The 26,267-nt window shown below is 73.7% G+C and carries 20 protein-coding genes; 10 read left to right on the plus strand and 10 right to left on the minus strand.

From position 1 onward, the window contains the following. Nucleotides 1-25: 25 nt before the first annotated feature. The 4 genes from KSP35_RS20545 to KSP35_RS20560 form a co-directional block, all read right to left on the minus strand. Entirely contained in the window at nucleotides 26-307 is a 282-nt protein-coding gene (locus KSP35_RS20545; protein ID WP_216997632.1) for a helix-hairpin-helix domain-containing protein, read from the minus strand. Nucleotides 308-465: 158 nt separating this feature from the next. Next, a complete protein-coding gene (locus KSP35_RS20550; RefSeq protein ID WP_216997633.1) occupies nucleotides 466-1,080 on the minus strand; it encodes a peptide deformylase in 615 nt (204 codons plus the stop codon). Nucleotides 1,081-1,173: 93 nt separating this feature from the next. Beyond that, nucleotides 1,174-1,731 carry a GNAT family N-acetyltransferase gene (locus KSP35_RS20555; protein ID WP_216997634.1) on the minus strand — a complete coding sequence of 186 codons (558 nt, stop codon included), beginning with the start codon at nucleotides 1,729-1,731 and terminating at the stop codon, nucleotides 1,174-1,176. 129 nt (nucleotides 1,732-1,860) lie between these two features. Then, entirely contained in the window at nucleotides 1,861-2,490 is a 630-nt protein-coding gene (locus KSP35_RS20560; RefSeq protein ID WP_216997635.1) for a TetR/AcrR family transcriptional regulator, read from the minus strand. A 116-nt stretch (nucleotides 2,491-2,606) separates the two neighbouring features. Here KSP35_RS20560 and KSP35_RS20565 point away from each other — a divergent pair, with 116 nt between their 5' ends. Both KSP35_RS20565 and KSP35_RS20570 read left to right on the plus strand, forming a co-directional pair. After that, the gene (locus KSP35_RS20565; RefSeq protein WP_216997636.1) at nucleotides 2,607-3,197 is read left to right on the plus strand and encodes a DUF308 domain-containing protein; all 591 of its coding nucleotides are present in this window, start codon (nucleotides 2,607-2,609) and stop codon (nucleotides 3,195-3,197) included. A 128-nt stretch (nucleotides 3,198-3,325) separates the two neighbouring features. Then, nucleotides 3,326-3,946: a TetR/AcrR family transcriptional regulator gene (locus KSP35_RS20570; RefSeq protein WP_216997637.1), complete on the plus strand. Its 621-nt coding sequence runs from the start codon at nucleotides 3,326-3,328 to the stop codon at nucleotides 3,944-3,946. A gap of 1,952 nt (nucleotides 3,947-5,898) precedes the next feature. Here the strand turns inward: KSP35_RS20570 and KSP35_RS20575 are convergent. Continuing rightward, a complete protein-coding gene (locus tag KSP35_RS20575; protein ID WP_217002331.1) occupies nucleotides 5,899-6,231 on the minus strand; it encodes a hypothetical protein in 333 nt (110 codons plus the stop codon). 185 nt (nucleotides 6,232-6,416) lie between these two features. Here KSP35_RS20575 and KSP35_RS20580 point away from each other — a divergent pair, with 185 nt between their 5' ends. From KSP35_RS20580 to KSP35_RS20600, 5 genes are all read left to right on the plus strand, one after another. Further along, a complete protein-coding gene (locus KSP35_RS20580) occupies nucleotides 6,417-11,483 on the plus strand; it encodes an Ig-like domain-containing protein (protein ID WP_254126864.1) in 5,067 nt (1,688 codons plus the stop codon). A gap of 262 nt (nucleotides 11,484-11,745) precedes the next feature. Continuing rightward, entirely contained in the window at nucleotides 11,746-12,096 is a 351-nt protein-coding gene (locus KSP35_RS20585) for a hypothetical protein (RefSeq protein WP_216997639.1), read from the plus strand. 23 nt (nucleotides 12,097-12,119) lie between these two features. Next, complete coding sequence (locus tag KSP35_RS20590) at nucleotides 12,120-12,707, plus strand: hypothetical protein (protein WP_216997640.1); 588 nt, start codon at nucleotides 12,120-12,122, stop codon at nucleotides 12,705-12,707. Nucleotides 12,708-12,760: 53 nt separating this feature from the next. After that, on the plus strand, nucleotides 12,761-13,396 hold the full coding sequence (locus KSP35_RS20595) for a hypothetical protein (RefSeq protein WP_216997641.1): 636 nt from the start codon (nucleotides 12,761-12,763) through the stop codon (nucleotides 13,394-13,396). A 72-nt stretch (nucleotides 13,397-13,468) separates the two neighbouring features. Continuing rightward, on the plus strand, nucleotides 13,469-15,919 hold the full coding sequence (locus tag KSP35_RS20600; RefSeq protein ID WP_216997642.1) for an FtsX-like permease family protein: 2,451 nt from the start codon (nucleotides 13,469-13,471) through the stop codon (nucleotides 15,917-15,919). 22 nt (nucleotides 15,920-15,941) lie between these two features. Here KSP35_RS20600 and rph read toward each other — a convergent pair whose 3' ends face one another. Continuing rightward, on the minus strand, nucleotides 15,942-18,569 hold the full coding sequence (gene rph / locus KSP35_RS20605) for a rifamycin-inactivating phosphotransferase (protein WP_216997643.1): 2,628 nt from the start codon (nucleotides 18,567-18,569) through the stop codon (nucleotides 15,942-15,944). Between the two features lie 319 nt (nucleotides 18,570-18,888). On the opposite strand from rph, the gene KSP35_RS20610 reads away from it, so the two are divergent. The 3 genes from KSP35_RS20610 (at nucleotide 18,889) to KSP35_RS20620 (ending at nucleotide 21,564) form a co-directional block, all read left to right on the plus strand. Then, nucleotides 18,889-19,596 (plus strand): DUF899 family protein, encoded by a 708-nt coding sequence (locus KSP35_RS20610; protein WP_216997644.1) that lies wholly within the window; start codon nucleotides 18,889-18,891, stop codon nucleotides 19,594-19,596. Nucleotides 19,597-19,670: 74 nt separating this feature from the next. Continuing rightward, entirely contained in the window at nucleotides 19,671-20,660 is a 990-nt protein-coding gene (locus KSP35_RS20615; RefSeq protein WP_216997645.1) for a DUF808 domain-containing protein, read from the plus strand. Nucleotides 20,661-20,928: 268 nt separating this feature from the next. After that, complete coding sequence (locus tag KSP35_RS20620) at nucleotides 20,929-21,564, plus strand: thioesterase family protein (RefSeq protein ID WP_216997646.1); 636 nt, start codon at nucleotides 20,929-20,931, stop codon at nucleotides 21,562-21,564. Between the two features lie 172 nt (nucleotides 21,565-21,736). Here KSP35_RS20620 and KSP35_RS20625 read toward each other — a convergent pair whose 3' ends face one another. The 4 genes from KSP35_RS20625 to KSP35_RS20640 all read right to left on the minus strand — a co-directional run bounded on the left by KSP35_RS20625 (nucleotide 21,737) and on the right by KSP35_RS20640 (nucleotide 26,131). Continuing rightward, nucleotides 21,737-22,366 carry an HAD family phosphatase gene (locus KSP35_RS20625; RefSeq protein ID WP_216997647.1) on the minus strand — a complete coding sequence of 210 codons (630 nt, stop codon included), beginning with the start codon at nucleotides 22,364-22,366 and terminating at the stop codon, nucleotides 21,737-21,739. Between the two features lie 87 nt (nucleotides 22,367-22,453). Beyond that, nucleotides 22,454-23,074 (minus strand): hypothetical protein, encoded by a 621-nt coding sequence (locus tag KSP35_RS20630; RefSeq protein WP_216997648.1) that lies wholly within the window; start codon nucleotides 23,072-23,074, stop codon nucleotides 22,454-22,456. A 143-nt stretch (nucleotides 23,075-23,217) separates the two neighbouring features. Further along, nucleotides 23,218-24,099, minus strand: a complete 882-nt coding sequence (locus tag KSP35_RS20635) for a DNA-3-methyladenine glycosylase (protein ID WP_216997649.1) — start codon at nucleotides 24,097-24,099, stop codon at nucleotides 23,218-23,220. 241 nt (nucleotides 24,100-24,340) lie between these two features. Continuing rightward, nucleotides 24,341-26,131 (minus strand): NAD(P)/FAD-dependent oxidoreductase, encoded by a 1,791-nt coding sequence (locus tag KSP35_RS20640; protein ID WP_216997650.1) that lies wholly within the window; start codon nucleotides 26,129-26,131, stop codon nucleotides 24,341-24,343. Nucleotides 26,132-26,267: the final 136 nt, after the last annotated feature.

Raw genomic sequence — 26,267 nt, forward strand, 5'->3', positions numbered from 1 at the left:
CGCCGGGCCGGAAGGGCCGCGAGGGCTATCGGGAAGCGGCCTTGCGCTCGGCGGAGTAGGTCCACCATGGCCGGGCCGGCTCGCCGTCGGCCTGGTCGACCGCCGACCTGACGGTGTCGAGCAGGCAGGGATCGAGGTCGGTGCCGGCGGCGGCGCACAGCGCGCCGAAGACCTCGACGGGGTCGCGACCGGCCAGGTCGCCGACGGTCTCCAGCCCGATGGTGGCGAAGGTGCGGCCGACGGCCGGGCCGACGTTGACCAGGGCGGTCAGGGGGCTGGTGGGGGAGGGGGCGGTGGGAGAGGACAAGGGGACGGCTCCTCGGTCGGCGGGTGGCGCGCCGATCCGGACGAGACGGAACCGATCGACGTGCCCTCGACGGTACGTGGGCCGGCCCAGGGGGTCTTGGACGAATCGGCCACGCCGCCGGCGCTGGGGGGACGATGCCCGGTCAGCTCGCGCCGGCGTCAGGCCTGGCCGGGCGGGAGGGCGAAGCCGAGGTGGGCGGCGAGCTCGGCCATGGGTGCACCGGCCCAGGTCGCCAGGTCGTCGCCGGTGAGGATCGTGCCGGGGATGGCCCGGTCGACGTAGAGGACTCCGTCGAGGTGGTCGACCTCGTGTTGGACGATGCGCGCCGACCACCCGGTGAAGGTCAGGTCGAGCGGCTCGCCCGACGGGGCGGTGCCGGTGAGGCGGACGGTGCGCCAGCGCGGTACGACGGCCTGCTGCTGCTGGCCGTCGTCGAACACGCTCAGGCAGCCCTCCACGAACATCCGCCGGCCGTCGGCCTCCACCGGGTGTACCTCCGGATCGAGGACCGCGGTGAACGGCAGCGGCTCGGTGCGCTCGCGCTCCTCACGGCGGGCAGGGTCGGCCCGGCTCCACGTGGCCGGCCCGTCCTCCATCACGAAGAGCCGGGCGGAGATCCCGACCTGGGGTGCGGCCAGGCCGACCCCTGGTGCGGCCCGCATGGCGTCGGCCATCTCGAGCACCAGCGCCGCCAGGTCCTCGGGGCGCACCACGTCGAGGGCGGGGGCCGCCCGCCGGCGCAGCACGGGCTCGGGTTCGCACACGATGTCCACGACGAGAGTCAACCAGGAGCCAGGTGGTGGTCCGCTCCCGAGGCGTGCTCGTCCGAGCCGACCGGGTCGCCCCCCCGGGCCACCCGGCTGTGGTCAGGGTCGCCAGTCGTCGGCGAGGAGGGCGTAGCCGTAGCCGTCGAGCCACTCGCCGGAGCGGTGCAGCGAGTCCCGCACGGAGTGGGCCCAACGCCGCATGCCCACCCGCTCCATCAGACGCCACGACGCCTCGTTGGTGGCGAAGCAGTCGGCGGTCACCCGCCGGAGGCCGAGGTCCTCGAAGCAGATGCGCAGCAGCTCCCGCACGGCCTCGGTGGCGTAGCCCTGCCCGACGTGGTCGGGGTGGAAGACCCACCCGAGGCTGGCCTGGACCCCCTCCGCCTGCTCGGCGACCTCCGCCTGGGCCCAACCGTCCTGCACCCACAGCATCAGGTCACCGATGACCTCGCCCTCGCGCTCCACGACGAGCGTCTTGGCGAGCGACTCCGGCTCGACGAAGTGGTCTCGGAACGCCTCGAACGTCGACGGGCCCCGGGTGAGCCAGCGACCGACCGGCTCGAGCCTGCGGTACGTCCAGACCGCAGAGGCATCGTCGGCCACGGCGGGGCGGAGCGAGAGGCGAGCCGTCGTCACCGGCCACGGGGGAGCGGGCATGGGTGGACCGTAGCCAGCCGACCTCGTCGGCGGCCCGGCCTTTGGCGGCCTGGCTCGAGGGTCCTGCGCCGGCCGGCGCCCGAGGCGAGCGAACGGTGTCGACGTCGCTGGCGACGATCGCCCGTGGCCTCAGGCGTCGTCGACGCCGGGCAGGGTCTCGATGCCGATGGACCACAACAGGCCGTCGACTCCACGGCGGAAGGTCCGCTGGGCGGCGGTGGCGCTGTCGAGGTAGGCGGCGACGACGGCGCCGTCGCGGAGCATCAGGAAGTTCCGTGCCGGGCTGGCCGCGGTCGGGTGGCCGGCATCGCTGAAGGCTCGACGGACGAGCTCGTAGTACCAGCGGCGGTGCTCGGCGATCGCCACCCGGACCGGGCTCGTGGGGTCCTCGAACTCCGAAGCAGCGTTGATGAAGGCGCAGCCGCGGAAGTTCGGGCGGCCGATCTCGGCGACCACCTCGTCGCGGAGGGCCGCCACGAGCTCACGGCCGCTGACGGCGGCGGCGAGCTCGTCGGCGCGTTCGGCGATGCGGGCGTGGATCCCCTCCAGGTAGCTGACCACGAGGTCCTCCTTGCCGGGGAAGTGCCGGTAGAAGGTGGCCAGCGTGACCTTGCTGGCCGACACGATGCGGTTGACCCCGACGTTGCCGATCCCCTCGGCGTAGAACAGCTCCGAGGCGGTGGCGAGGAGGCGCTCGCGCGGCTCGGACCGTCGGGGCTGCGGGGCCGGCTCGGCGCGTCGGGAACCACGGGTGGCCATCCCGGCAGGCTACCAGAGAGAACGTTCGCTCTTGACGGCTGGGCCGAGAGGTGCTTGGGTTCCGAACAGGGAGAGCGATCGTTCTCTCTTTGCCTCCCGCCCCGAAAGGCCCTGCCATGTCGTCCACCCTCCTCGACCCGGTCTCGTCGACCCCGTCCCGCGCGATCACGCCACGACGGATCAGCGTCGCCCGAGCTGGCCTCGGGCTGGTGTGGGCCGGCGCCTTCCTCGTCGCCGTCCGGAGCGAGGTGCCGACCACCGACACCGAGCTCCCGGTCGCCGCCGCCCTCGTCCTCGCCTCGTACCCGCTGATCGACGTGGTCGCTTCGCTGCTCGGTGCGAGCTTCGACGACCGCCGGGCCCTGCGGATCGGTGCCGCGGTCAGCGCGCTGGCCGTGGTCGGCATCGCGGTGGCGGCGTTCGGCGCCGATGCCGGCGCCACGCTCGTGGCCTTCGGCACGTGGGCGGCGGTCTCCGGGGCGATCCAGCTGGTCCTGGCCCTGCGTCGCCGCCCGTCCCGACCGGGCCAGCTGCCCATGATCGTCAGCGGCGGGCTGTCGACCGTTGCCGGCCTCAGCTTCGCCTCGGCCGCCCGGGCCGAAGACGCCAACCTCGCCGGCCTGGCCGGCTACATGGCCTTCGGCGCCGTCCTCTTCCTCGTGTGGGCGCGCCGAGATCACGAGCGCCCGGCGGCCGTCAGCGGCTGATCGCAGGGGCCGGCGTTCGGCTGGTGAGCACCACCCGAACGGGCGGTCGAAGCCGCGTCCTGGCCCGTGCGAGGATCGGATGTGCGAAAAGTCCGGTTCCGTGGATCCCCGTCGAGGCGGGAGCTCGCATGAGCGCGAAGGCGGCGGGCAACCCGTCGCGCCAGGCGCTGCTCGACAGCGCGGTGGCGATGCTGGAGGAGCGGGGCCCGGACGGGTTCACCGTCGAGGAGGTGCTGATCGAGTCGGGCACGTCGTCGAGCTCGCTCTACCACCACTTCGGGAACCGGCAGGGGCTGCTGGTGGCCGCCCAGGACGAGCGCTACCGGCGGCTCGCCCGCGCCGAGGACCCGCGCCGGCTGGACGGCGGCTACGCCGCCACGACGCCGGAGGAGTTCCTGGACTACGTGGCCGGGCAGCTCCGGCGCGTCGTCACCGACCCCGCCAACGTGGCCACCCGCCGGAAGCGGCTCGAGGTGGCGGCGGGCTCGCTCTCCTCGCCGGAGCTGGCCGCCCAGACGATCCCGGTCCAGGAGAACCTCTTCGGCGTCATCGCCGCCATGTACGAGGACGCCCAGCGCCGGGGGCTCGTGAACCCCGACCTCGACTGCCGGGCCTACGCCATCTGGTTCCACGGCGTGGCGTTGGGCCGGACGGCCACCGAGGCGGGCTCGGTCGACGCCGAGGCCTGGCTCAGCGTGGCCATCCCCGCCGCCCTGGCGCCGCTGCGCCTCCCGGCGGACAGCGCCTGAAGGCGGTCCTTCGGCGCTCGGGCCGCCGCCCAGCGCCGAACCCTGGGTTTTTCTTCCACTCGTCTCGTGGTTGAGTGACCGCGGAGTGCGCGATCTCTGGGACGCCCGTCCGGGGGAGCCTGCCGCTCGTCGAACCGATCGAAGCCCGGGGAGGGGCGCACCGCCGTGCTTCGTCCTGGGTCCTCCTGCACGTGACTGGACCCTGACATGCGACGCCCCCGCCCCGAGACGTCCACCCGCCGGGCCACGGCATCGGTGCCGCTGCTGGCCGCCGCCCTGATCGGCGCCCTGCTGGCCTGGGTCGCCGCCGCGCCGCCGGCGTCGGCCGCCGACGTGGCCGTCGGGTGCACGCAGCCCGGCGGGGCCGGCGACGTGCAGGCCCTCCGGGCCGCCATCGTGACGGCCAACCAGACCGCCGGGGCCGACCGCCTGCTGCTGGGCGTCGGCTGCACCTACACCTTCAACGACATCTACTCGGGCGCCTACAACTCCTGGTACGGCCCGGCCGCCCTGCCGGCCATCGCGTCCGACATCACCATCGAGGGCCGAGGTGCCGTGCTCCGTCGCGGCACCGACGTCGCGGCGTTCCGGCTGTTCTTCGTTGGCGCCGACCCGGGCAGCGACCGCACGGCGAGCTACACGACGCCCGGCGCCGGCCGGTTGACCCTGCAGGACGTGACCCTGGCCAACGGCTGGGCCCGTGGCGGTGGCGGCGGGACCGGCAGCGGCGGCGGGGCGGGCCTCGGCGGCGCCATCTTCAACCAGGGCCAGGTCATCCTCGACCGGGTGACCATCCGCGACAGCATCGCCCAGGGCGGCAACGGCGCCGGCCTCAGCAGCGCCAGCGGTGGCGGGGCCGGCGGTGGCGGGGTCAGCATCGGCCTGCCGAGCAAGCGCGGCGGCGGGTTCGGCAACGGCTTCCCGGACACCATCGGCTCGTACGGCGGCGCCGGCGGCCAGGGTGACTACGCCGGCTCCGGCGGCGGCGGTGGCGGCTTCCGCGACGCCGAGAACGGTGCGGCCGGCATGGTCGCCGGTCCCGGTGGCGCAGCGGGCGGGACCGCGGGTGTCGGAACGGGTGGGGCGGGCGGCGGGGTGCCCAACGCACCGGGCCGCAGCGGTGGCAACGGCGCGGGCGGCGGCGGTTCGGCGTCCGGCGGCACGGCGCCCTTCGGCAGCCCCGGCGTCGGCGGCCTCGGCGGCGGCTTCGCGTACGGCGGTGCGGACGGCGGGAAGGGTTCCAGCGGCCTCCAGCCGGCCAACGCCGGCGGCGGCGGTGGTGGCGGCGGGGTCGGTGGCGGCGGCGGCGCCGGTGGCACCGGCGCCTCGATCGGCGCGGCCGGGACGACCGGCGGCGCGGGTGGCGCGGGTGGCGGCGGTGGCTTCGGCGGTGGCGGCGGGGTCGGCGGCTACGGCGGCAGCGGTGGCCCGCCCGACATCATCACCAGCAACGGCGGCGACGGCGGCAACGGGGCCCAGGGCGGCGTCGGCGGCTTCGGTGGTGGTGGTGGCGGTGGCGGCCGCGGCGGTGATCCCAACCCGGGTCGCCCGCCGGGCGTGCGCGGCCGCGCCGGTACCGGTGGGGCCGGCAACGTCGGTGGCTTCGGTGGCGGCGCTGGGACCCCCGGGTACGCCGACGTCAGCGGCGCCGGCGGCGGCGGCGCCGGGATGGGCGGCGCCATCTTCAACCAGCAGGGCACCCTCACCCTCCGCAACACCACCCTCTCGGGGAACGCCGCAAAGGGCGGCGCGGGCGGCGGCAAGGGCGTCGGCATCGCCGGCTTCGCCGAGGACGGCCAAGGCCTGGGCGGCGGCATCTTCAACCTGGACGGCGTCGTGGACGTCGACTCGTCGACCATCGCCTACAACCAGGCGAGCCAGGCCGGCGGGATCTACAACCTGGGCTACCTCAGCACCGAGGGCGGGCGGTGCACCGCCACCAGCTGCGCCTCCTACGCCTCGCGGACGACGCTGGTGAACACCATCGTCTCCAACTCGTCCAACGCCGCCACCTCCGCCATCGACGACGTCGTTGCCGGCCGGCCGACCACCGTGGTCGGCGGCGGCATCAACTTCGCCTCCAGCACGATCGAGTACACCGGCGCCAACATCGTGCCGAGGTCGAGCACCTCGGGGTCGGGCTCGATCTCGGGTTCGGCCAGGACCGTCGACCCGTTGCTGGCGCGCACCCTCGAGGCCAACCCGCCGACCCCGACCGAGGCCTTCCCGCCGCCGGCCACCCACGCCATCGACCGGTCCAGTCCGGCGTTCGACACCGGGGCCACCGCCCTGACCGTCGACGCGCGGCGCCGGCCGCCCGGGGCTGGCCCAGGACGACATCGGGGCCTTCGAGTTCCGCCTCATCACCCCAGCCATCACCCTCACGGCCGAGCCGGCCACGGCCGGCTTGCGGGAGCTGGTCCGGGCGTCCGCCGAGCTGGACGGCGGCCCCGGGTTCATCCGGGGGAGCGTGACCTTCACCCTGTACGGACCGGACGACACCGACTGCTCCGGGACCCCGGTCTCGACCTCGGTCGGCCAGTCGACCGGCAGCGACGCCAGGTCCGGCGACGCAGCGCTCTCGGTGATGGGTACCTACCGCTGGAAGGCCGCGTACAGCGGCGACGCGAACTACTACCCGGTGACCACCGCGTGCGGCGCCGCCACGGTCGTGATCACCAAGGCCACCCCGTTCCTGTCGGCCGGCTCCCTGCCCCGTGCCTCGGTGCTGGGCAGCCCGGTGACCGACAACGCTCGCGTCAGCGGGCGGGTGGACCCCACCGGGACGATCACCTTCCGCCTGTACGGGGTCGGCGACACCACGTGCTCCGGCACGCCGGTCTTCACCTCCACCCAGACCGTGGACGGCGGCGGGTTCGCCCGGTCGGCCCCGTTCACGCCGCCCGCGGCCGGCGAGTACCGGTGGCAGGCGACCTACAGCGGCGATGCCAGCAACAACGCCGTCACCGGCGTCTGCGGCGGGGCCGAGCAGGGCCTGTCCGTCGCGTTCCAGACGACGCTGAACGTCGTGGCGGTGCCCACCCGCGCGCCGGTGGGCGGCACGGTGCGCGCCGACGCCACCCTGGTGGGGGCCAACGCCCCGACCGGCACGGTGACCTTCACGCTCTACCGCCCCTCCGACACCAGCTGCTTCTCGCCGATCTTCACGTCGACCAGGGCGATCTCCGCAGCCGGCACGGTCAGCTCCGACCCGTTCGTGATCGACCCGTTCGTCCAGCTGAGCCCGCTGGGCACCTACTCCTGGAAGGCCAGCTACAGCGGCGACCCCAACAACCCGCCGTCCATCGTCCAGAGCTGCCAGGCAGCCGGCCAGACGGTCCAGATCGTCAAGACGACGCCCATCGTCACCGGCCAGGCCACCCCGACGAAGGCGAACCCGTCCGAGCTGGTCCGCGACGTCGCCACCATCGAGGGATTGGTCCTGCCCAGCGGCCAGGTGACCTTCGAGCTGTACCCGCTGAGCGACACCACCTGCACCGGCGCCCGTGCCGGGGTCACCGGCGCCAACATCGGCTCCGGCGAGCGCCGCGATGACGGGACGATCGTGCTCACCTCGCCCGGGGTCCGCCTCGGCGTGGGCTCGTACCGGTGGGTGATCTCCTACGAGGGCAACTCCACCAACGAGGCCTTCCGCACGAGCTGCTCGGACCCGAACCAGGTCGTGACGGTGGCCAACATCCAGCCCACCATCACCATCGACCGCGTCAGCCCGAACCCGGTCGTGGCCGGCAAGCCGGTCCAGGCCACGGCGACCCTGTCCGGCGGCCCCCAGTCCGGCATCGTCTCGTTCACCGTGTGGGGCCCCGCCCCGGCCGGTGCCCCCTGCATCCCGGACAGCTACGGCATCAAGCACTTCTCCGTCACCGTCGACGACAACGGGGACCCCGAGAGCGACGGTGAGGTCGACGGCGACGGGACCTACCGGTCCGGGCTCTTCACCCCCACCGAGCCGGGCACCTACTTCTGGCAGGCCGCCTACGGCGCGACCAACACCGTCACCAACCAGGCCCGCGAGGCCTGCGGACCGAACAGCGCCTTCACCGTGCTCGAGGACGTCGACGGCGTCGTCCTCTCCAAGACGTCGCTCGACCTCACCGAGGGCGGCGCCGTCGACCGGTACACGATGGTGCTGAAGACGGCGCCGACCTCTGACGTGACCATCACGCCGACGGCCACCGGCCTCTGCACGGTGAGCGGTCCGCTGACCTTCACCGAGGACAACTGGGACCAACCGCACTTCGTGACGGTCACCCCGGGCGACGACGACCGGGTCCAAGCCCGGTCGTGCACGATCAGCCACACCTCCTCCAGCGCGGACGACGGCTACGACGCCCGGGTGATCGACGACGCGTCGGGACCGGTCGTCGAGGACGACGTGGTCGGCGTGACCGTCTCGGACGCGACGCTGTCGCTCCGCGAGGGCGGTCCGGTCGACACCTACACGCTGGTCCTACGGTCGCAGCCGAGCGCTGATGTTCGCATCGGCCTCCGGTCCAACGGCCTGTGCTCGGTCGCACCCGGCACCCTCACCTTCACGGCGGCGAACTGGGACGTGCCGCAGACGGCCACGGTCACCCCCGGGGACGACGCCATCGACCAGGACGGCGCCTTCTGCGTCGTCGGCCACCTGCCGTCGAGCGCGGATCCGGCCTACGCCGCCCTGCGGATCCCCGAGGCCTTCGGCGACGTGGTCGACGACGACACCGCGGCGATCCGCGTGGTCGGCGGCGACCTGACGCTCGTCGAGTCCGGCGCCCCGGACACCTACACCATCGTGCTGGGCTCCCAGCCGACGGGGACGGTCCTCATCACGCCGTCGGCCTCGGGCCTGTGCTCGGTCAGCGGCGACCTGCTCTTCTCCACGACCAACTGGGACGTGCCCCAGACCGTGACGGTCACGCCGGGGAACGACGACGTCGCCCACGCGCAGTCCTGCACCGTGTCGCACGTGGTCCAGGGCAACGACGTCGTCTACAACGGCATCCAGCCCGCCAACGCCTCCGGCGCCGTGGCCGACGACGACGCCGTCGGCGAGGTCGTCCTCTCCAAGACCACCCTGGCGCTGGCCGAGTCCGGTCCCGCCGACACCTACACGGCGAAGCTCTCGCAGCGACCGACCGCCGCCGTCTCCATCGCCCTCACCGCGACCGGGCTCTGCTCGGTCTCGCCGAAGACGCTCACGTTCAGCTCGACCGACTGGAGCACCGCCCAGACCGTCACCGTCACGCCGGGGGACGACGCGATCGTGCACGACCAGTCCTGCACGGTCAGCCACGTCGTGACCAGCACCGACCGGGCCTACGTCGGTGCCACCGTGGCCGACGTGACCGGACCGGTCGCCGACGACGATGCCGCGGCGGTCCGGGTGTCCCGGTCGGCGCTGGCCCTCGTCGAGTCCGGCACGGCCGACTCCTACGTGGTCCTGCTGGCCTCCCAGCCCACCGCCCAGGTGACCGTCACGCCCACGGCCACCGGCCTCTGCACGGTCAGCGGGCCCCTCACCTTCACCGCAGCCAACTGGAACGCTCCGCAGACCGTCACGGTCACCCCCGGGAACGACGACGTCGTCCACGACCAGACGTGCGCCGTCGCCAACGTGGTGACCAGCGACGATCCGGCCTACGACGCCATCGCCGCCGGCTCGTTGCGCGGCCCGGTGGCCGACGACGATCACGCCGGGGTCCGCATCGTGGCCGGGGACCTCCGGCTCCACGAGGCGAAGCCGACCACCACGGCCGCCTACACCGTCGTGCTCACCTCGAAGCCGGTCGCCGACGTGACCGTGTCGGTGGCGCCCGACGCCCAGGTCACCGTCGCCCCGTCGACGCTGACGTTCACCCCGGCCGACTGGGACACCGCGCAGGCCGTCACCGTCTCGGTGGTCGACGACCCCTACCTCGAGGACAGCCCCCACGCCGGCACGATCACCCACGACACGGACAGCACCGACCCCGCCTACGGCGATGCAGCGGCGGTCGTCATCGACGGCACGCCCGGCGACGAGGTCACAGTGGCCATCACCGACGACGACACGGCGATCGCGCTGAAGCTCTCGAGCCCGGCCGACGACGAGACGCCGGTGACCGCCACCGCCACCGTCTCGGGCGGCGAGTCGCCCCGCACCGGCACCGTCCAGTTCATCGTCGACGGCGCCGACGTCGGGACGCCGGTCGTGCTGACCGGGAGCGTCGCCTCGCTCGACCTCGGGCTCCTCTCGGCCGGCCAGCACGCGATCGCGGTCGTGTACTCCGGCGACGCCCTCCACGAGGGCTCGCGCTACGACGACGGGGTGTCGGTCCAGGTCGTCCCCCGGGCCGCCGACGACGTCCTGTCGATCGACGAGGACGCCGCGGCCACGGACGTCGACGTGCTCGCCAACGACAAGGGCGTCGGCACGGTGGAAGAAGGTTCGTTCACCCAGGGCGCCCACGGCACGGTCACCTGCGACGTCTTCGGGTGCGCCTACGAACCGGCCGCCGACTTCCACGGGACCGACTCGTTCACCTACCGGGCCACCAACGGCAGCATGGTGACCGACCCGGCCACCGTCCGCGTGACCGTGGCCTCGGTCAACGACGCCCCGGTGCCCGGCACCGTCGCGGTGTCGGTGACCTCCGGCGAGCAGGTGACCTTCGACGTGGTCGGCGCCGCGACCGACGTCGACGGCGACACCGTCACCGTCGAGTCCTACGGCCAGCCGGCCCACGGGACGGTGACGTGCACGCTTGCCGGGTCCTGCACCTACGTCCCCGTGGCCGACTACGTCGGGCCCGACGCGTTCACCTACGTCCTGACCGACGGCACCACGCCCGTGGACGCCCGGGTCGTGCGCCGATCGGCGGCCGGATCGACCGCCACCGGCACGGTCTCCATCACCGTGGTGGCCGCTGCTCCCACCACGACCACGTCGACCACCTCGACCACCTCGACCACCCAGCCCACCACCACGTCGACGTCGACGACCTCGACGACCGAACCGCCGACCACCACGTCGACCACGTCGACCACCCAGCCCACGACCACGTCGACCTCGACGACCTCGACCACCCAGCCCGCGACCACGTCGACCTCGACGACCTCGACCACCGAGCCGCCGACGACCACGTCGACCACGGAACCGCCGTCCTCGACCACCACGTCGACGACGGAGCCGGGCTCGACGAGCACGACGTCGACCACCGAGCCGGGAGGGACGAGCACCACGTCCACGACGGAGCCGGGGACCAGCACGACCTCGTCGACCACCGAGCCGGGGGCGACGAGCACCACGTCCTCCACCGAGCCCGGGTCGTCGAGCACCACCGATCCCGGCGCCGTGGCGCCGACGGACGCCTCGCAGGTGCCGCCCGCCGGCGGCAACCCGGCGGCACCGGGCGGGGGAGCGGGGAGCCAGGCCCTGCCCCGCACCGGCTCGGACCCCGGTCCCGCCACCCGGCTCGGCCTCCTGCTGCTGGCCGGCGGCGCCGTCGTGGTCGCCGCCTCCCGCAGGCGTCGCCGCCTCGGCCGCACCTCCTGACCCGAGGCGGTCGCCGGCGGTGGACCGCAGGTGCCAGAGACCCGAGAGCGCTCGGTGCCGTCGGTCGCGTCGGACGGTGCCGAGGACCAAATGACCTCGTCGGCCCGGCTCTCTCACCCTGGGGTGAGATCGCTCGGGAGATGGGCGAGATGTGGACGTCGACCGTTGACGTCCAGCAGCATCGGTAGTTGGGTGGCCTCGTCCGGTGTCGACCGAACGAGGTGGAGCGATGCCCTCATCCCGTGATCGCCGAACGACCGTTGTGGCTGCCCTGCTCGGTGCGGTGATGGTGAGCTTGACCTCGTGCGAGCTCCCGGAGGCGGGCACCCACCACGCCGACTACCGCACGTTCGGCACCTGCAAGGCCCTCGACGACCACTACCGCGAGGAAGACGATGTCTTCGGGTCCCTGACCTGGCGGCACGCTGATGGAGCGTGTGCTGGCGTGGCGGCTCAACTGGTCTTCAAGGGCACGGACGGTGAGCTCTACCAGAACCAGTGGAACTGGGCGACGAACGTGGCTGACGCGCCGCAGAGCAATGCCGTCGCCTCCCCGGTGAGCCGCCATCGCCACTGCTCGGCATCCGGCAGCTGCGGGGACTTCGAGAACTGATGGGCCGAGGAGGAGGGCGCGAGATGGCCGGTTGGAAGCTGGTGGCGATGGTCGTCGCCGCCGTGGGAGCGGTGCTGGGAGCGGGTGCTGCGGTCTCTTGGGCTTCCGATGAAGGTGAGGCGGATCGGACGGATGCGCCAGCACGGATCACGGTGATCTCACCCGTCGATCACTCGGTCGAGGCCCTCGAGCTCTGGAAGGCGGGGCTGGAGGTCGTCGATTGCTTCCGGTCGAACGACGTTGCGGCGTTCGGTCCCTATCCGAAGGCCGACGGGTCAGGGCTGCACTACTCGGTGCGGGTGACGCCAGCGACACCGTCGATCGAGGCGAGGTGCGCCTCCGCCTTCGAGCCGCTCGCCTACCGCTTCGCCCTCGACCACGGTCCGCAGGGCGTCCCCACAGAGGAAGGCTCGACCGGCGCTCACGTGGCCGTGCCGCCGGGTCAGCCGGCCACCGCCGATGCTCGAGCTCTCGCCGCCGTGCGGCTTTCCATCGCCAACTGCCTGGACCTTGCTCCCGACGGAGGCCCGAGCGCTGAGGATGCCGCCCTCGCCGACGCCTCGTTCGGCGACCCGGATGCCTTCGCCGCCTGCGTGGACGCTGCGCACTGAGCTCTGCGGTGCGGCGAACAGGCCTGATCCTCCTCGTGGCGGGGCTCGGCGCGATGCTGCTGGTGACCTGCTCGCAGGGCGCGTCCCCCGACGCCGAACCGGCCGCAGGCACGACGACGAAGCGCACCAGCGCCACGGACCTCGCCGCACGTCGAGCGTGCTCGCTGGGGGCCTTTCCGGTCGTGGGTGACCTGATGGAGCGGGCCGAGCTGAGCGTTCGCTCGGTCGCCGGCATCGTGTCGCTGCGCATCGGTTTGCCGCTTGGTGATGACCCGAGGACGGGCGGGTCGGTGTCCGACCCCTGGGTGACGATCGATGTCAGCAGAGCAGCCGCAGACGCCCACGATGCGGCCGAGTCCCGTCGCTCCGGTGTGCCCATCGACCTCGGAGACCTCGCATCGGAGACCGCAGACGCCGCCGGCGACCGGCACCCTCGCCCGGTGTCGTTCGAGGTCGCAGGAGAAGTGGTGGAGGGAACCTACCGGCAGGAGGTCCGGCCCCGAGAGGGAGGCGGAGAGGACCGCATCGCTCGCATCGACTGGGTCCGACCAGGCCTCGCGCTCAACGCCATGTCGTGGAACGTGGAGCTCGGGTTGCTGGTGTCGATCCTGGCGCACCACCGCCTCGTGGACGGCGAGGACTTCGCACGGTTCCAGCAGGCGCACGGCTTGGAACCCATCTGCCCCTGAGCCCAGGACCTGCCTCGGCCGGGATCGAGGGGGCGACGGTGGATCCGCGGCGGGGGACGGCAGACTCTTGCCTTGTCCCCGCCGATCGCCCGCCGCAGCGCCGTGGCTCGTCGCGGCCAGCTGCTGCTGATCGGGGTGGCGGTCGCCCTGTCCGTGGCGTTCTCGGTGGCGTCGTTCGAGTTCGCCGCCCTGGTGGGCCAGGCGCTGGGCACGGGAACCACCACGTCGACATCGGTCACCGACGCCCCGGCGGGTGCGGTGGTGCTCACGGCGCGCACCTCCGCGGCCACCACGTCGACCGCGCTCGACGACGACCTCATCGGAAAGGTGCGAGCTGTCGACGGCGTGTTGGTGGCCACCGGCACCTTCGACCAACCGGTGTCGTTCCGGCTGCGGGCTCGGGAGCAGCCCGAGCGGCCGGCCGCCCTGCGGGGCGTGGTGTTCTCGGGCTCGTTCGCCGAGCCGTGGACCCTCACCTCCGGCCGGGCGCCGACCGGGCCGGACGAGGTGGTCGTCGACGTCGGCGGCGCGGTGGTGGGCAAGGTCGCCGAGGGCAGCTTCGCCGACCTGGAGCTGCCGACCGGGCGGCGGACCGTGCAGGTGGTGGGCATCGCCTCGCTCGGCGGCGCACCGGCGAGCTCGGGTGATCTCACCCCGGCGCTGAGCGACGCCCACGTCCTGTTCGATCCCGGGTCGATCGGTGAGCTGCTGGGCGCGGTGGGCCGGGTCGACCGCATCACGGTGCTGCCGGGTCCAGGCGTCGACCGCGACGAGCTGGCCGACCGGCTCGAGCCCGTGGTCGGCAGCGGCATCCGGGTCACGGCCACCAGCGACCCCAACGCCGTCGCCCAACAGGCCGTGGCCACGCTCGACGACGGCGTGCAGCAGGGCACCCGGGCCTTCGCCCTCCTCACCGTCGTGGTCGCCGTCATCGTGGTGGCCAACGTGTTCGCCGTCGTCCTCGCTCCCCGGACGCGCGAGCTGGCCCTGCTGCGCCTGGTGGGCGCGCCGCGGTGGCAGCTCGTGAGGTGGCTGCTGGGCGAAGCCCTCATCGTCGGCACGCTGGCCTCGGCCGTCGGGCTGGGGCTCGGGATCCCGCTCGGAGCGTTCGCTGCCGGCCTCGTGCAGACGGGCAGCGCAGAGGTGGGCACCACCGTCACCACCCAGATGCTGGTGGTGGCCCCGGTGGTGGGCATCGGGGTCACCCTGCTCGGCGCCCTCCTGCCCGCCCGCCGGGCCAGCCGGGTCCCGCCCATCGACGCCCTCACCGATCGGGGCGACGGCCGCCCGAGCGTGAACCGCGCCGTCATCCGGGTCCTGGGCGGCGGCATCGGCCGCATCGGCAGCGGCCTCACCCGCCTCACGCCCGGCGCGGCCCGGGCCGTGCCCGCCATGGCGTCGAGCAACGTGCGCCGCCGCCCGGCCGCCACCGCCGCCGCGGCCTCGACGCTGCTCGTGGGCCTGGTGCTGGTGGGCGCCGTCTCGGTGGCCGGCGCCTCCGTGCGGGCCGGACTGGCCACCCAGTTCGAGACCGAGTCGCGCGCCGACGCCTACGTCGAGCGACGCGGCGTGGTGCGGGTCGACCGCGACTCGCTCCTCGCTCGCATCAGCGAGAGCGGCCTGGCCATCGCCGGCACCGCCGACGTGGTGAGCGTCGAGGGGTCCCTCGTGGCCGGCGACGCGACGGACAACCGGGTGGTGGCCGGGGACCTGGCCTCGATCGACTCGGTCATCGACCTCGACGTGCAGGCCGGCCGCATCGCCGGGCCCGGGAGCGCCCTCGTCTCCACCGACGTCGCCGACGACCTCGGCGTGGCGCCCGGCGACGCCGTCACCCTGCGCTCGACGTCGGGCCGTGAGCGGAAGCTCCTCGTCTCCGGCACCTACGCCAACACCGCCTTCTACGGGCCGGTGGTGGTCGACATCACCGACGCCCAGGCCATCGGCGCCGACGGCACCTTCGAGCGCATGGCCGTGCGCTTCTCGGACGACGGCGTCGAGGGCTTCAGCGACGACGACGTCGACCGCTTCACGCTCTGGCAGCTCGAGCGGGTGGCCACGCAGTTCCCCCGGGTGAACGTCAGCTCGCCCGAGGAGTTCGCCGAGCTCAACACCTCGGTGGCCGACACCGTGCTGCGGATCGTCGCCGTGCTGCTGGGCTGCGCGGTCGCCATCGGCGCGGTTGGCCTGGCGGCCACCCTGTCGCTCGGTGTGCTCGAGCGGTCCACGGAGCTCTCGCGCCTGCGGGCGATGGGCGCCTCGAAGGGCCAGGTCCAAGCCCTGGTGACCCTCGAGGCGATGCTGGTGTGCCTCGGTGCCGCGGTCTGGGGCCTGGGCATCGGCGCGCTCCTCGGCTGGTTCGGCCTGGGGCTCGCCCCCACCGACCTGGTCACCGTGCGCGTGGTGCCGTGGCGCCTGCTGCTTGGCGTGGGCGTCGGCTCGCTGGCGCTCGGCGCCCTGGTCGCCTGGATCCCCGCTCGTCGCGCCGCCGACCTCCCGCCCATCCGCGCCGCCAGCCAGTAGCCGCTCGTCGCTGGCCCGAGCCTCAGTCGATGAGCTCGACGTGGCCCTCGGTGCCGTGGACGCGGATGCGCTGGCCGTCCCGGATGAGGCGGGTGGCGCCCTCGACGCCGACGACGGCGGGGAGGCCGTACTCGCGGGCGATCACGGCGCCGTGGGTCATGAGGCCGCCGACCTCGGTCACCAGGCCGGCGACGGCCACGAACAGCGGCGACCAGCTGGGGTCGGTGTAGGCGGTGACCAGGATGTCGCCGGGCTCGACGGCGGCCTCGCCCAGGTCGTGCACCACGCGGGCCCGGCCCTCGACGGTGCCGGTCGACACCGCCAGGCCCACGAGGGCGCCCTCGGGCACGTCGGTGCGGCGGTAGGTGCCGCGGACGGCCTCGCCCTCCGAGGTCAGCACGCGCGGCGGGACGAGGCGCTGGTAGGTGGCGAAGGCCTCCTTGCGCTGGTCGACCAGGGCGCCGTCGACGGCGGTCCCCGCCGCCACGGACTGCAGCTCGGCGAAGGACAGGAAGTCGGCGTCCTCCCGGTCCCGCAGCAGGCCCGCCGCCACGAGCCGGTCGGCCTCCGCCAGGAGCGCCTGCTTGTAGACCCAGGAGCGGCAGACGATGGCGTACTTCGGGAACTCGCGGAAGCCGGCGAACGTGCGGACCCGAGCGATCATCTCGGCCGCCTCGTCGGCCTTCGCGTCGCCGTCGGGCAGGGCGCGCAGGCGAGCCAGCACCTCGACGGCCTTGGCCTCGGCCTCCCGTCGGCCCTGCTCGAAGCGGCGCCGACCCTCACCGGGCTCGAAGGCCCGGACGTTGCCGAGGATCAGCGGCACCAGCGTGCTGGGCCGCTCGTTCCAGCGCGGTCGGGTGAGGTCGATCTCGCCGACGCACCGCATGCCGTAGCGGGCGAGGAAGCCGACGATGGCGCCGCGAGCGGCATCGCCACCGTCGAGGGCCGGGAGCCGGTCGAGCAGGTCGTCGCCGGGGCCCTCCTCCAGGAAGGCGATCACCTCCGGGTGCGGCCGGACGGCATCGGCCACGTCGAGCAGGGCCAGCCCCATCTCCGAGGTGACGTTGTTCGCCACCGACTGGCTCAGGGTGTCGACCGCGCCCTTCTCGCCCAGCCACTCGAGCAGGTGCTCGTTGAGCCACCCGGCGGCGTCCATGCCCGACATCAGCGCCTGGTGGCCCACCGGGTCCCACAGCACCCGCTTGAGCTCCTGGATGTCCTCGAGGATGAACGCCAGCAGCTCGGGCCCGGCCTTGCCGCGGATCTCGCGCTCGGTCGCGGCGATCGACGCCTCCGCCTGCTGGATCAGCGCGGTCACAACCGCGGGATCGGTGGCGATCGGGTCGGGTGCCGTCCCGGGAGGCGGGCCGGCCGGAGCACCACCGGGACCGGCATCGGGGGCCGGCGGGGGCTCCGGGAGGAAGCCGTCGCGGTCGACGATCGCCTGCAGCGCGTCGCCCACCAGGGGGTCCGCCGTGCCCAGCGCGCCCAGCACCGCGGCGCGGCTGGCCGGGGCGGCGAGCATCGGCGTGACGTCGACGAAGAGCCGGCCGGCGGCCTCGTGCATCACCGGGCGGGCCTTGAGCTGCCAGAGGTTCAGGCCCAGCGGCTTCATGGGGTCGGTCATCATCTGCTGGTGCCCGACGGACACGTAGACGTGGTTGGCGTCGTCGGCCGATGCCGGCGCCGGGGCGGGGGCGGGGAACAGCGTGGTGATCGGTCGGCTCTGCACGATCCGGAAGCCGTCGTCGACCAGGCACCACTCGATGTCCTGCGGACGGCCGAGGGCCGCCTCGATGCGACGGCCGAGCGCCGCAAGGTGCAGGACCTCGGCGTCGGCCAGCGCCGGCACCGCCTGGTCGCCAGGGGCGACCGCCTGCTCCTCGGTCCCTCCGCTCGCCAGCGCGACGGTGGCGACCTGCTTGTGGCCGGTGCGCCGCTCGACGATGGCGCCGTCGCGCACCCGGTAGCTGTCGGCGTCGACCCGTCCCGAGACCAAGGCCTCGCCCAGGCCGACCGTGGCCTCGACCGCCGCAACCTTCCGGTTGCCGGTGATCGGGTCGGCCGTGAACAGCACCCCTGACGCCCGGGGCAGCACGAGCTGCTGCACGACGACGGCCATCTGCACGGTGCGGTGGTCGATGCCGTTGCGGATGCGGTACGTGACCGCTCGCTCGGTGAACAGCGACGCCCAGCACCGGCGGACGTGGAGGAGCACCTCGTCGGCGCCGACGACGTTCAGGTAGGTGTCCTGCTGGCCCGCGAACGACGCGGTGGGCAGGTCCTCGGCCGTGGCGCTGGACCGGACGGCGAGCGCCGTGCCGTCGCCCAGGTGGGCCAGCGCCGCGGTGATGGCGGCGGACAGGTCGGGCGGGAGGACGGTGGCCTCGACGGCCGCTCGAACCGCGGCGCTCTGCGTCCGGACCGCGTCGCCATCGTCAGGGCTGACCGCTCCCAGCCCCTCGAGCAGCTCGGCGACGAGGGAGGAGCCGCCGACCACCCGCCGGAAGGCGTCCGTCGTCACGCAGAAGCCGGGCGGCACGACCACCCCGTCGATGCCGGCCAGGGCCCCGAGGCCGGCGCCCTTGCCGCCGGCGAGCGCCCGCTGCCCCTCGTCGAGCTCGTGCAGGTCCAGCACCTCGCTGCGCATCGGTCACCTCGTCCTTCGGGCCGTGGCGGCCCTCGTCGTCCGCGTCGACCGCCACCGGGCCGACCTGCGGCGTGCAGTGTCAGCACACTCCGGTCGCTTGCGGCAAGCCCCCCCCACCTGCGTGTACTTTTGGTCCTGGCGGGGCCGGAGCGGCGGCTTCGGGGCCCTCGCCGACGGGCTGGTCGGCCTCCTGGTGACGCCTTCGTCGCGTCGATCGACGGGTCGGTCACCGGGCTGTTCGAGCGCCGGCGATGAGTTCGCGCCAGGCTCGTCGTCGTAGCGGGTGGGCTGCAGCCGCGCGCCCGCGAGAGGAGCCACCATGTCGGACGAGACCACCACCACGGACCGAGCGGCCGCCCTGCCGCCGGTCGTCGACCAGGCCACGTGGGAGGCCGAGCTGGCCGACCTGCGAGCCCGCGAGAAGGCCGCGACGCGGGAGCTCGACGCCATCGCGGCCGCCCGGCGGCGGCTGCCGATGGTGGCGATGCCCGACTACGTGCTGGAGGGCGCCGACGGTCCGGTGCGCCTGGTCGACGTGTTCGAGGGCAAGCCCCAGCTGATCGTCTACAACCACATGTGGTTCCCGGGCGAGACCTGGCAGTGCGGGGGCTGCACCGGCTTCACCAGCCAGTTCACCCGCCTCGAGTTCCTCGACGGCTACGACGCCCGCTTCGTGATCGTCACCCAGGGCCCCATCGACGAGGCCCTCGCCTACAAGGCGCGGGTGGGCAACAAGATGGACTGGTACTCCACGGCGGACAGCCCGTTCGGCGAGGACGTGGGCGCGCCGCTCGGCGGTGGCTTCCAGCTCAACGTCTTCCTGCGCGATGGCGACAACGTCTACCGGACCTACAACACCCAGGGGCGCGGCACCGAGCAGGTCAGCCACAGCTTCCCGCTGATCGACCTGCTGCCCTACGGGCGCCAGGAGGAGTGGCAGGACTCGCCCGAGGGCTGGCCCCAGTCGCCCACCTACAGCCGCTGGGCGCCGCCCGAGGCCTTCGCCCGGTACGCCGACGAGGGCTGAGCACGCCGGGCCGGACCAGCCCCCGCCGGCCGTTCGGTAGGGTTCCACCTCCGACGAGCAGGTGAGGTTGGCGCATGGCAGGCGGTCTGGTCGGGTTGCTCGATGACGTCGCCGCGCTGGCCAAGCTGGCCGCCGCGTCGGTCGACGACGTGGGGGTGGCCGCCGGCCGGGCCAGCCTGAAGGCCGCCGGCGTGGTCGTCGACGACGCCGCCGTGACCCCGGCCTACGTGCGGGGCCTGGCCGCCGACCGCGAGCTGCCCATCATCAGGCGCATCGCCCTCGGGTCCTTGCGCAACAAGCTCCTGATGATCCTGCCGGCGGCGCTGCTGCTGAGCGAGATCGCCCCCACCGTGGTGGAGGTCATCCTCATGTTCGGCGGGTGCTTCCTCGCCTACGAAGGCGCCCACAAGGTGATCGGCGCGCTACGCCACGACGACCACGACCACGGCGCGCCGGCCGCCGAGCACGGGCCCGAGGCCGAGGAGCGCACGATCACCGGGGCCATCCGCACCGACTTCATCCTGTCGGCCGAGATCATGGTGATCTCGCTGAAGGAGGTGCTCGAGGAGCCCGTCGTGTCTCGAGGCGTGATCCTCGCCGTGGTGGGCGTGCTCATCACCGTCGCCGTCTACGGCGTGGTGGCGCTCATCGTGAAGATGGACGACATCGGGCTGAAGCTCGCCGAGCGCCCGTCGCCCCGATCGCAGCGAACCGGGATGGCCCTGGTGACCGGCATGCCGAAGCTCCTCGCGGCCCTGTCGGTCATCGGCACCGCCGCCATGCTCTGGGTGGGTGGCCACATCCTGCTGGTGGGCGCCGACGAGCTCGGCTGCGCGTGGCCGTACCACCTCGTCCACGAGGCCGAGCACGCCGTCCACGGCGTGGCCGGCGTCGGTGGGGTGCTGGCCTGGCTGGTGAACACCGCGATCTCGGCGGTGGTCGGGATGGCCGTCGGCTCCCTCGTGGCCACCGTGGTGGCCCGCCTCCCCCTTCGGCCCGAAGGGCCACGCTTCCGCCCACTGACCTCGGTCCGGTCCGGCCGGGCCGGCCCCGCCGCACGGTGATCGGCGAGCGCGGCGGGCGCCGGTACGTTGGGCCGCCGTGCACCGGCGGATGGCCGGTCGGCCGTCCCCGGGGCGGCACCCTCGAGATCGGGAGCCCGCATGGATGGCGACGACGGCCTGGTCCTGTACCGCCGCGAGGGCGGGCGGTTCGCCCCGACGGCGCTGACCGGCGGCCCGTGGGACCCGGGCGCGCAGGCCGGCAGCGCCACCACGGCCCTGCTCGCGTGGGCGGTGGAGCAGGTGCCGACGCTGGCCCCCCCTGCGCACCGTGCGCTGCACCTTCGACCTGCTGCGCCCTGCTCCGGTCCGCCCGCTGGACGTGCAGACGGAGGTGGTCCGCGAGGGCAAGCGCATCCAGGTGGTGGACACCGGCCTGTACGACGGCGACGTGTGCGTGGCCGCCTGTCGGGCGCTGCGCATGCGGCGGGGGACGGCGTCGCCCGCCGTGGCCGAGGACCCGGCGCTGCCCGCCCTGGTGGTCCCGCCGCCGCCGGGCGAGCCCAAGTGGTCCGAGGCGGCCCGCACCTTCGAGCTGCCCGGGATCATGGGCGCCTACGACGCCCGGACCCCGGTCGACGGCGATCCGGCCTGGCCCACCACCACGTGGCTGCGGCTGCGGGCCACGGTGGTGGAGGGCACGCCGACGCCGGCCGTGGTGGCGCTGGCCGCGGCAGCCGACTTCGTGAGCAACTCGGCCAACCACGCCGGCCCCGAGTCGTGGACGATGATCAACGCCGACGTGTCGCTCGACGTGGTGCGCGAGCCCACCTCCGACTGGCTGGCCGTCGAGGTCCGCACCTCGTTCGCCCCTGACGGCATCGGCCACTCCACCGGCCGCATCTACGACGAGTCGGGCTTCGTCGCCTCGGCCATGACCATGGGCCTGGTGGAGCCCCGCTCCTAGGCGGAGTGGCGATGGGGCGCTCCCCCGGTGGAGGGCCGGAGGCCGTCGGGCGGTCCGGGGGCGGAGCGGCGGCAAAGCGCCTGGTCGACCCCGGTTCGTCGAGGCCATGGCCCACATGGCCGGCAGCCCGTCGTGGCGCCGCCGGGGAGAGGCCGAGCGGGCGGCCAAGCGGTCAGTCGATGCCGAGGGCGGCGAGGGCGTCGGTGACGTCGGCGGGGGAGCGGACGAGCACGGCGGGCATGCCGAGCGCTCGGGCGGCGTCGACGTTCTCGGCGGTGTCGTCGAAGAACAGGATGCGCTCGAGCGGGACGCCCACCTCGTCGGCCACGTGGCGGAACGCCGCCTCCTCGGGCTTGCGCAGCCCGATCGTCGAGGAGCTGAACACGTGGCGGAACGCCGCCAGCTCGGCGGCGAAGCGCGGCTCCCAGGCGCTCTGGTGCAGCACGTTGGTGTTGGTGAACGCGTAGGTCGGCAGCACGGCCGCCGCCCGGGCCACCAGCTCGGCCATGCCCGGCAGGGGGCCGAGGTAGATGTCGTTCCAGCCGGCGGCCAGCTCGTCGTCGGAGAGGTCGACGCCGAGGGTGGTGCGCAGGTGGGCGAGGTAGCCGGCGGTGTCGAGGTGGGCCCGCTCGTGGCGCTCGTAGGCGTCGTCGACGGTGAAGCGGCCGACGAGGGCACCGGGCTCGAGGTGGGCGGAGGCCTCCCAGTGCCGCACCGCCCGGTCGAAGTCGATGCCGAAGACCACGCCGCCCAGGTCGAACAGCAGGGCGTCGACGGTGGGCGGGGGCTCGGGCGTCACCATGGCGCCCACCTTGGCACGGCCGGCCGCTCGATCCGGTCGATCGCCGTGGGTCCGGTCGATCGCGGTGGGTCTCGAACCGACGGGCGGTCAGGTGGGCTCGGCGTGGCGGATGGTGGTGGTGACGGCGACCATGCTCGGCGTGCGGGGCGTGGAGCTGAAGCCGAACCGCACCGGGGGCCACACGTCGGCCAGCGCACCCAGGTCGTCGCCCGCCAGGGTGGCACGCACGTCGGTGAGCTGGTGCTGGTCGGTGGCGCCGTACCACTCGTGGCGGCCGTTGCCGGCGGTGCCGCGGGTGCGGACGCCGCGCAGGACCACCCGGGCGATGGGGTCGATCAGCGTGCACCACCAGGTGGACCGGGCGATCGGGCCGGGGACGGCGCGCAGCAGCCACCCGACGGCCGACCGCCGCCCGGTGCCCACGTCGGCCACCAGGTCCCCCGCCTCGACGTGCAGCGTGGTTGCGGTGCGCTCGGCGACGACCGGCACGATCCGCACCTGGTCGAACGTGTAGGTGCCCTCCACGAACTCGGCCACCTGGGTGGTGGGCGCCAGCAGCGTGCGGGTCCCGTCGGGTGCCTCGTGCATGACGTCGGCGAAGGGCCCGAACGGCGAGTCGGGCCACCGCCCCACCACCACCCGATGCCCCGACGCGGTCCCGAACCCGCAGATCTCGCCCCGGAACACCTCGTACCGCTGGTCAGCCACGGGCCCGGCCTACCCGCTCCACCCGCGTTCCGCGCCCCACCCGCCCGCCGTCCCCTGCGAAGTTGTTGCGCTTCTGCACGCAGGCGGTGCAGAAGGGCAACAACTCCGCGGGGCGGGGGCCTTCCGAGGGGGCGGGGCGAGGGTCAGAGGCGGTGGGCGGCGGCGCGGACGAGGACGCTGGCCCAGGTGCGGTAGGGCTGCCAGGGCTCGGCGATGCGAGCCAGCTCGTCGGGGGTGGCGGGGTGGCCGAGGCCGTAGAGCTCGCCGACGAGGGCCAGGAGCCGGGGCTCGGCGGTGGCCAGCACGTCGGCGAAGCCGGTGCCGCGGACGACGATGAGCATGGCGTAGAAGGGGCCGATGCCCGGGATCGACTGGAGGTCGGCGATGGCGGCCTCGGGGCCGAGCCGCTGGAGGCGGTCGACGTCGAGCTGGCCGTCGAGCGCGGCACGAGCCACGCCGTGGAGGCGGTCGACCTTGGCGTCGAGCCCGGGGAACGCCTGGACCGCCAGGAGCTGCTCGGGCGTGGGGAACGCCGCGGCTCGCCGGCCGGCCAGCTCGAAGGTGGCGCCGTGCTCCTCGCTCAGGCGCTGCCGCACCTTCGCCATCTGCTTGCCCGACCGGCGGGCCGACAGGACCGACCACGCCGCCGCCTCGTAGGGCGAGTGGAACAGCGGCGGCCGCAGCCCCGGCGCCGCCGCTTGGAGCCGACCGATCACGGGGTCGCGCCGGCCCACGTCGTCGAAGCCGGCGCCGTCGTGGTCGAGCGACAGGATCCGGGCGGTCTGGCGGGCCACCACCTCGAACGGGCCGGCCACCACGTTGGCCCGCACCGCCCCGTCGACCTGGGTGACCTCGACGGCGCCGTGCCCGTCGAGCGAGTCCAGGCAGAACGCCAGCCGCATGGTCCCGTCGAACCGCTCGTCGTGGCGGTGCCCGAAGCCCATCGACGCCACCTCCTCCAGCGAGAACGCCCCGGTGCACGGGAGCTCGACGGCGGTGGACGGGGCGGTGGTGGCGCTGGACATGCCCCCACCCTGCGCCCCCAAACCGGTCACCTCGTGACCGGTTCACGAAGCCGCGGTGGCGGCGAACCCCCGAACTCGTCGCAGTTGCCTGCACCCCTCGTCGACAACTGCGACAAGTTCGAGGGGTGGGGCCGTGCGGTGCCGGCCCGGGTGGCCACGTGGACCACGAACTTGTCGCAGTTGCCTGCACCCCTGGTCGACAACTGCGACAGGTTCGAGGGGTGGGGGGCGACGGTGGCGGTCAGGTGATGGCGAGGCCGGTGAAGTGGCCGTCGGTGCGCCAGCGGTCGATGAGGGCGAAGAAGGCGACGGCGCCCTCGGGGTGGCCGACGAACAGGGCGTGGTCGCTGTCGGCCGGCCGGCCCTCGTTGTTGTAGTAGCCGGGGGTGCAGTCGGGCGACGACAGGGAGCGGCCCGGGCCCGAGCGCAGCAGGTCGAGCCACGCCTCCTCGGCCTCGGCGGTGACCTCCACCCGCCCGGCGCCCTCACCGAGGGCGTGGGCCACGATCGTGGCGATGGTGCGGGCCGACTCGGTGAGGTTGTGGGGCACGTTCGAGATCAGGTTGGCGCCCTGGGTGGGCTGCACGATGAACAGGTTCGGGAAGCCGTGGACGTGGATGCCGTGCATCGTCCGCATGCCCTTGGCCCAGTGCTCCGACAGGCGGACGCCGTCGACGCCGGCGGGGTCGTAGCCGGCCCGGCGGGTGTACTCGGTGCCGACCTCGAAGCCCGAGGCGTAGATGATGCAGTCGACCTCGTACTCGCGGCCGGCCACCACCACGCCCCGCTCGGTGATGCGCTCGACGCCCTGCCCGTCGGTGTCGACGAGGTGGGTGCCCGGCTCGTTGAAGGCGTCGAGGTACTCGTCGTGGAAGCAGGGCCGCTTGCACAGCTGGCGGTACCAGGCCTTCAGCCCCTGGGCGGTCTCGGGATCGGTGACGATCGAGTCGACCCGGGCCCGGATCTCCTCCATCTTCTCGAAGTCGGAATCCTCGTAGGCCGCCAGCATCCCCTCGAGCGTCTGCTCCTCGGGCGGCAGGGCGGCGATGCGGCTGCGGATGCGGGTGGAGAGGTCGGTCCAGCCGTCCATCACCAGGTCCTCGGTGGCCAGCCCGCCGGTCTGGTTGGCGGTGAAGTTCTCCAGCCAGCGCTGCTGCCAGCCCGGGGTGGCCATCTCCTTGAACCACTCGGGGTCGGTGGGACGGTTGGCCCGCACGTCGACCGACGAGGGCGTGCGCTGGAAGACGTAGAGCTCCTCGCAGGCCCGGGCCAGGTGGGGCACGCACTGCACGGAGGTGGCGCCCGTGCCGATGATGGCCACCCGCTTGTCGGCCAGGCCGTCGAGCGGTGCGCCCGACGGGTCGCCGCCGGTGTACTCGTAGTCCCACCGGCTGGTGTGGAACGAGTGGCCGGCGAAGTCCTCGATGCCCGGGATGCCGGGGAGCTTGGGCACGTGGAGCGGGCCGGTGCCCATGGCGAGGAAGGAGGCGGTGAACGCGTCGCCGCGGTTGGTGCGCACGATCCAGCGGGTGCGGGCCTCGTCCCACTCGAGGTCGGTGACCTCGGTGTGGAAGAGGGCGTCGTCGTAGAGGTCGAAGTGGCGGCCGATGCGCTGGCAGTGCTCCAGGATCTCCGGCGCGTGGGCGTACTTCTCCGACGGCATGTGCCCGGTCTCCTCGAGCAGCGGCATGTACACGAAGGAGGCCGTGTCGCACTGGGCGCCGGGGTAGCGGTTCCAGTACCAGGTGCCGCCGAAGTCGCCGCCCTTCTCGACGATGCGCACGTCGGTGACGCCGGCCTCCTTCAGCCGGGCCCCGGTGACCAGGCCGGCGAAGCCGCCGCCGATGAAGGCGACGGTCACGTGGTCGGTCACGGGCTCGCGCTCGGCGACGGGGGTGTACGGGTCGTCCAGGTAGTGGGCCAGTTGGCCGGTGAGCCGCAGGTACTGGTCGTTGCCGTCGGGCCGCAGCCGCTTGGCCCGCTCCTCGGCGTACTTCTCCTTGAGGGCGTCCTTGTCGACGGTGGTGCTCATCGGTGGCTGCTCCGGCCTCGGTCGGGGGCGTCAGGAAGGGTTGCGGGGGCGAATCTTGACCCGCGGGTCAAGTCTGGCAGACGCTCCCCGGCCATGCTCGGGGAGCGACGGGCGGACGGGGGAGCGGCTCACGGAT

The organism is Aquihabitans sp. G128, assembly GCF_019048865.1.
Lineage (GTDB): Bacteria > Actinomycetota > Acidimicrobiia > Acidimicrobiales > Iamiaceae > Aquihabitans.

Bases quoted from the DNA above. Each gene is read 5' to 3' on its own strand.
- KSP35_RS20555 (WP_216997634.1), bottom strand. From the start codon at position 1,731: ATGCCCGCTCCCCCGTGGCCGGTGACGACGGCTCGCCTCTCGCTCCGC.
- KSP35_RS20560 (WP_216997635.1), bottom strand. From the start codon at position 2,490: ATGGCCACCCGTGGTTCCCGACGCGCCGAGCCGGCCCCGCAGCCCCGA.
- KSP35_RS20565 (WP_216997636.1), top strand. From the start codon at position 2,607: ATGTCGTCCACCCTCCTCGACCCGGTCTCGTCGACCCCGTCCCGCGCG.
- KSP35_RS20570 (WP_216997637.1), top strand. From the start codon at position 3,326: ATGAGCGCGAAGGCGGCGGGCAACCCGTCGCGCCAGGCGCTGCTCGAC.
- KSP35_RS20590 (WP_216997640.1), top strand. From the start codon at position 12,120: ATGGCCGGTTGGAAGCTGGTGGCGATGGTCGTCGCCGCCGTGGGAGCG.
- KSP35_RS20595 (WP_216997641.1), top strand. From the start codon at position 12,761: ATGCTGCTGGTGACCTGCTCGCAGGGCGCGTCCCCCGACGCCGAACCG.
- rph (WP_216997643.1), bottom strand. From the start codon at position 18,569: ATGCGCAGCGAGGTGCTGGACCTGCACGAGCTCGACGAGGGGCAGCGG.
- KSP35_RS20610 (WP_216997644.1), top strand. From the start codon at position 18,889: ATGTCGGACGAGACCACCACCACGGACCGAGCGGCCGCCCTGCCGCCG.
- KSP35_RS20615 (WP_216997645.1), top strand. From the start codon at position 19,671: ATGGCAGGCGGTCTGGTCGGGTTGCTCGATGACGTCGCCGCGCTGGCC.
- KSP35_RS20625 (WP_216997647.1), bottom strand. From the start codon at position 22,366: ATGGTGACGCCCGAGCCCCCGCCCACCGTCGACGCCCTGCTGTTCGAC.
- KSP35_RS20635 (WP_216997649.1), bottom strand. From the start codon at position 24,099: ATGTCCAGCGCCACCACCGCCCCGTCCACCGCCGTCGAGCTCCCGTGC.
- KSP35_RS20640 (WP_216997650.1), bottom strand. From the start codon at position 26,131: ATGAGCACCACCGTCGACAAGGACGCCCTCAAGGAGAAGTACGCCGAG.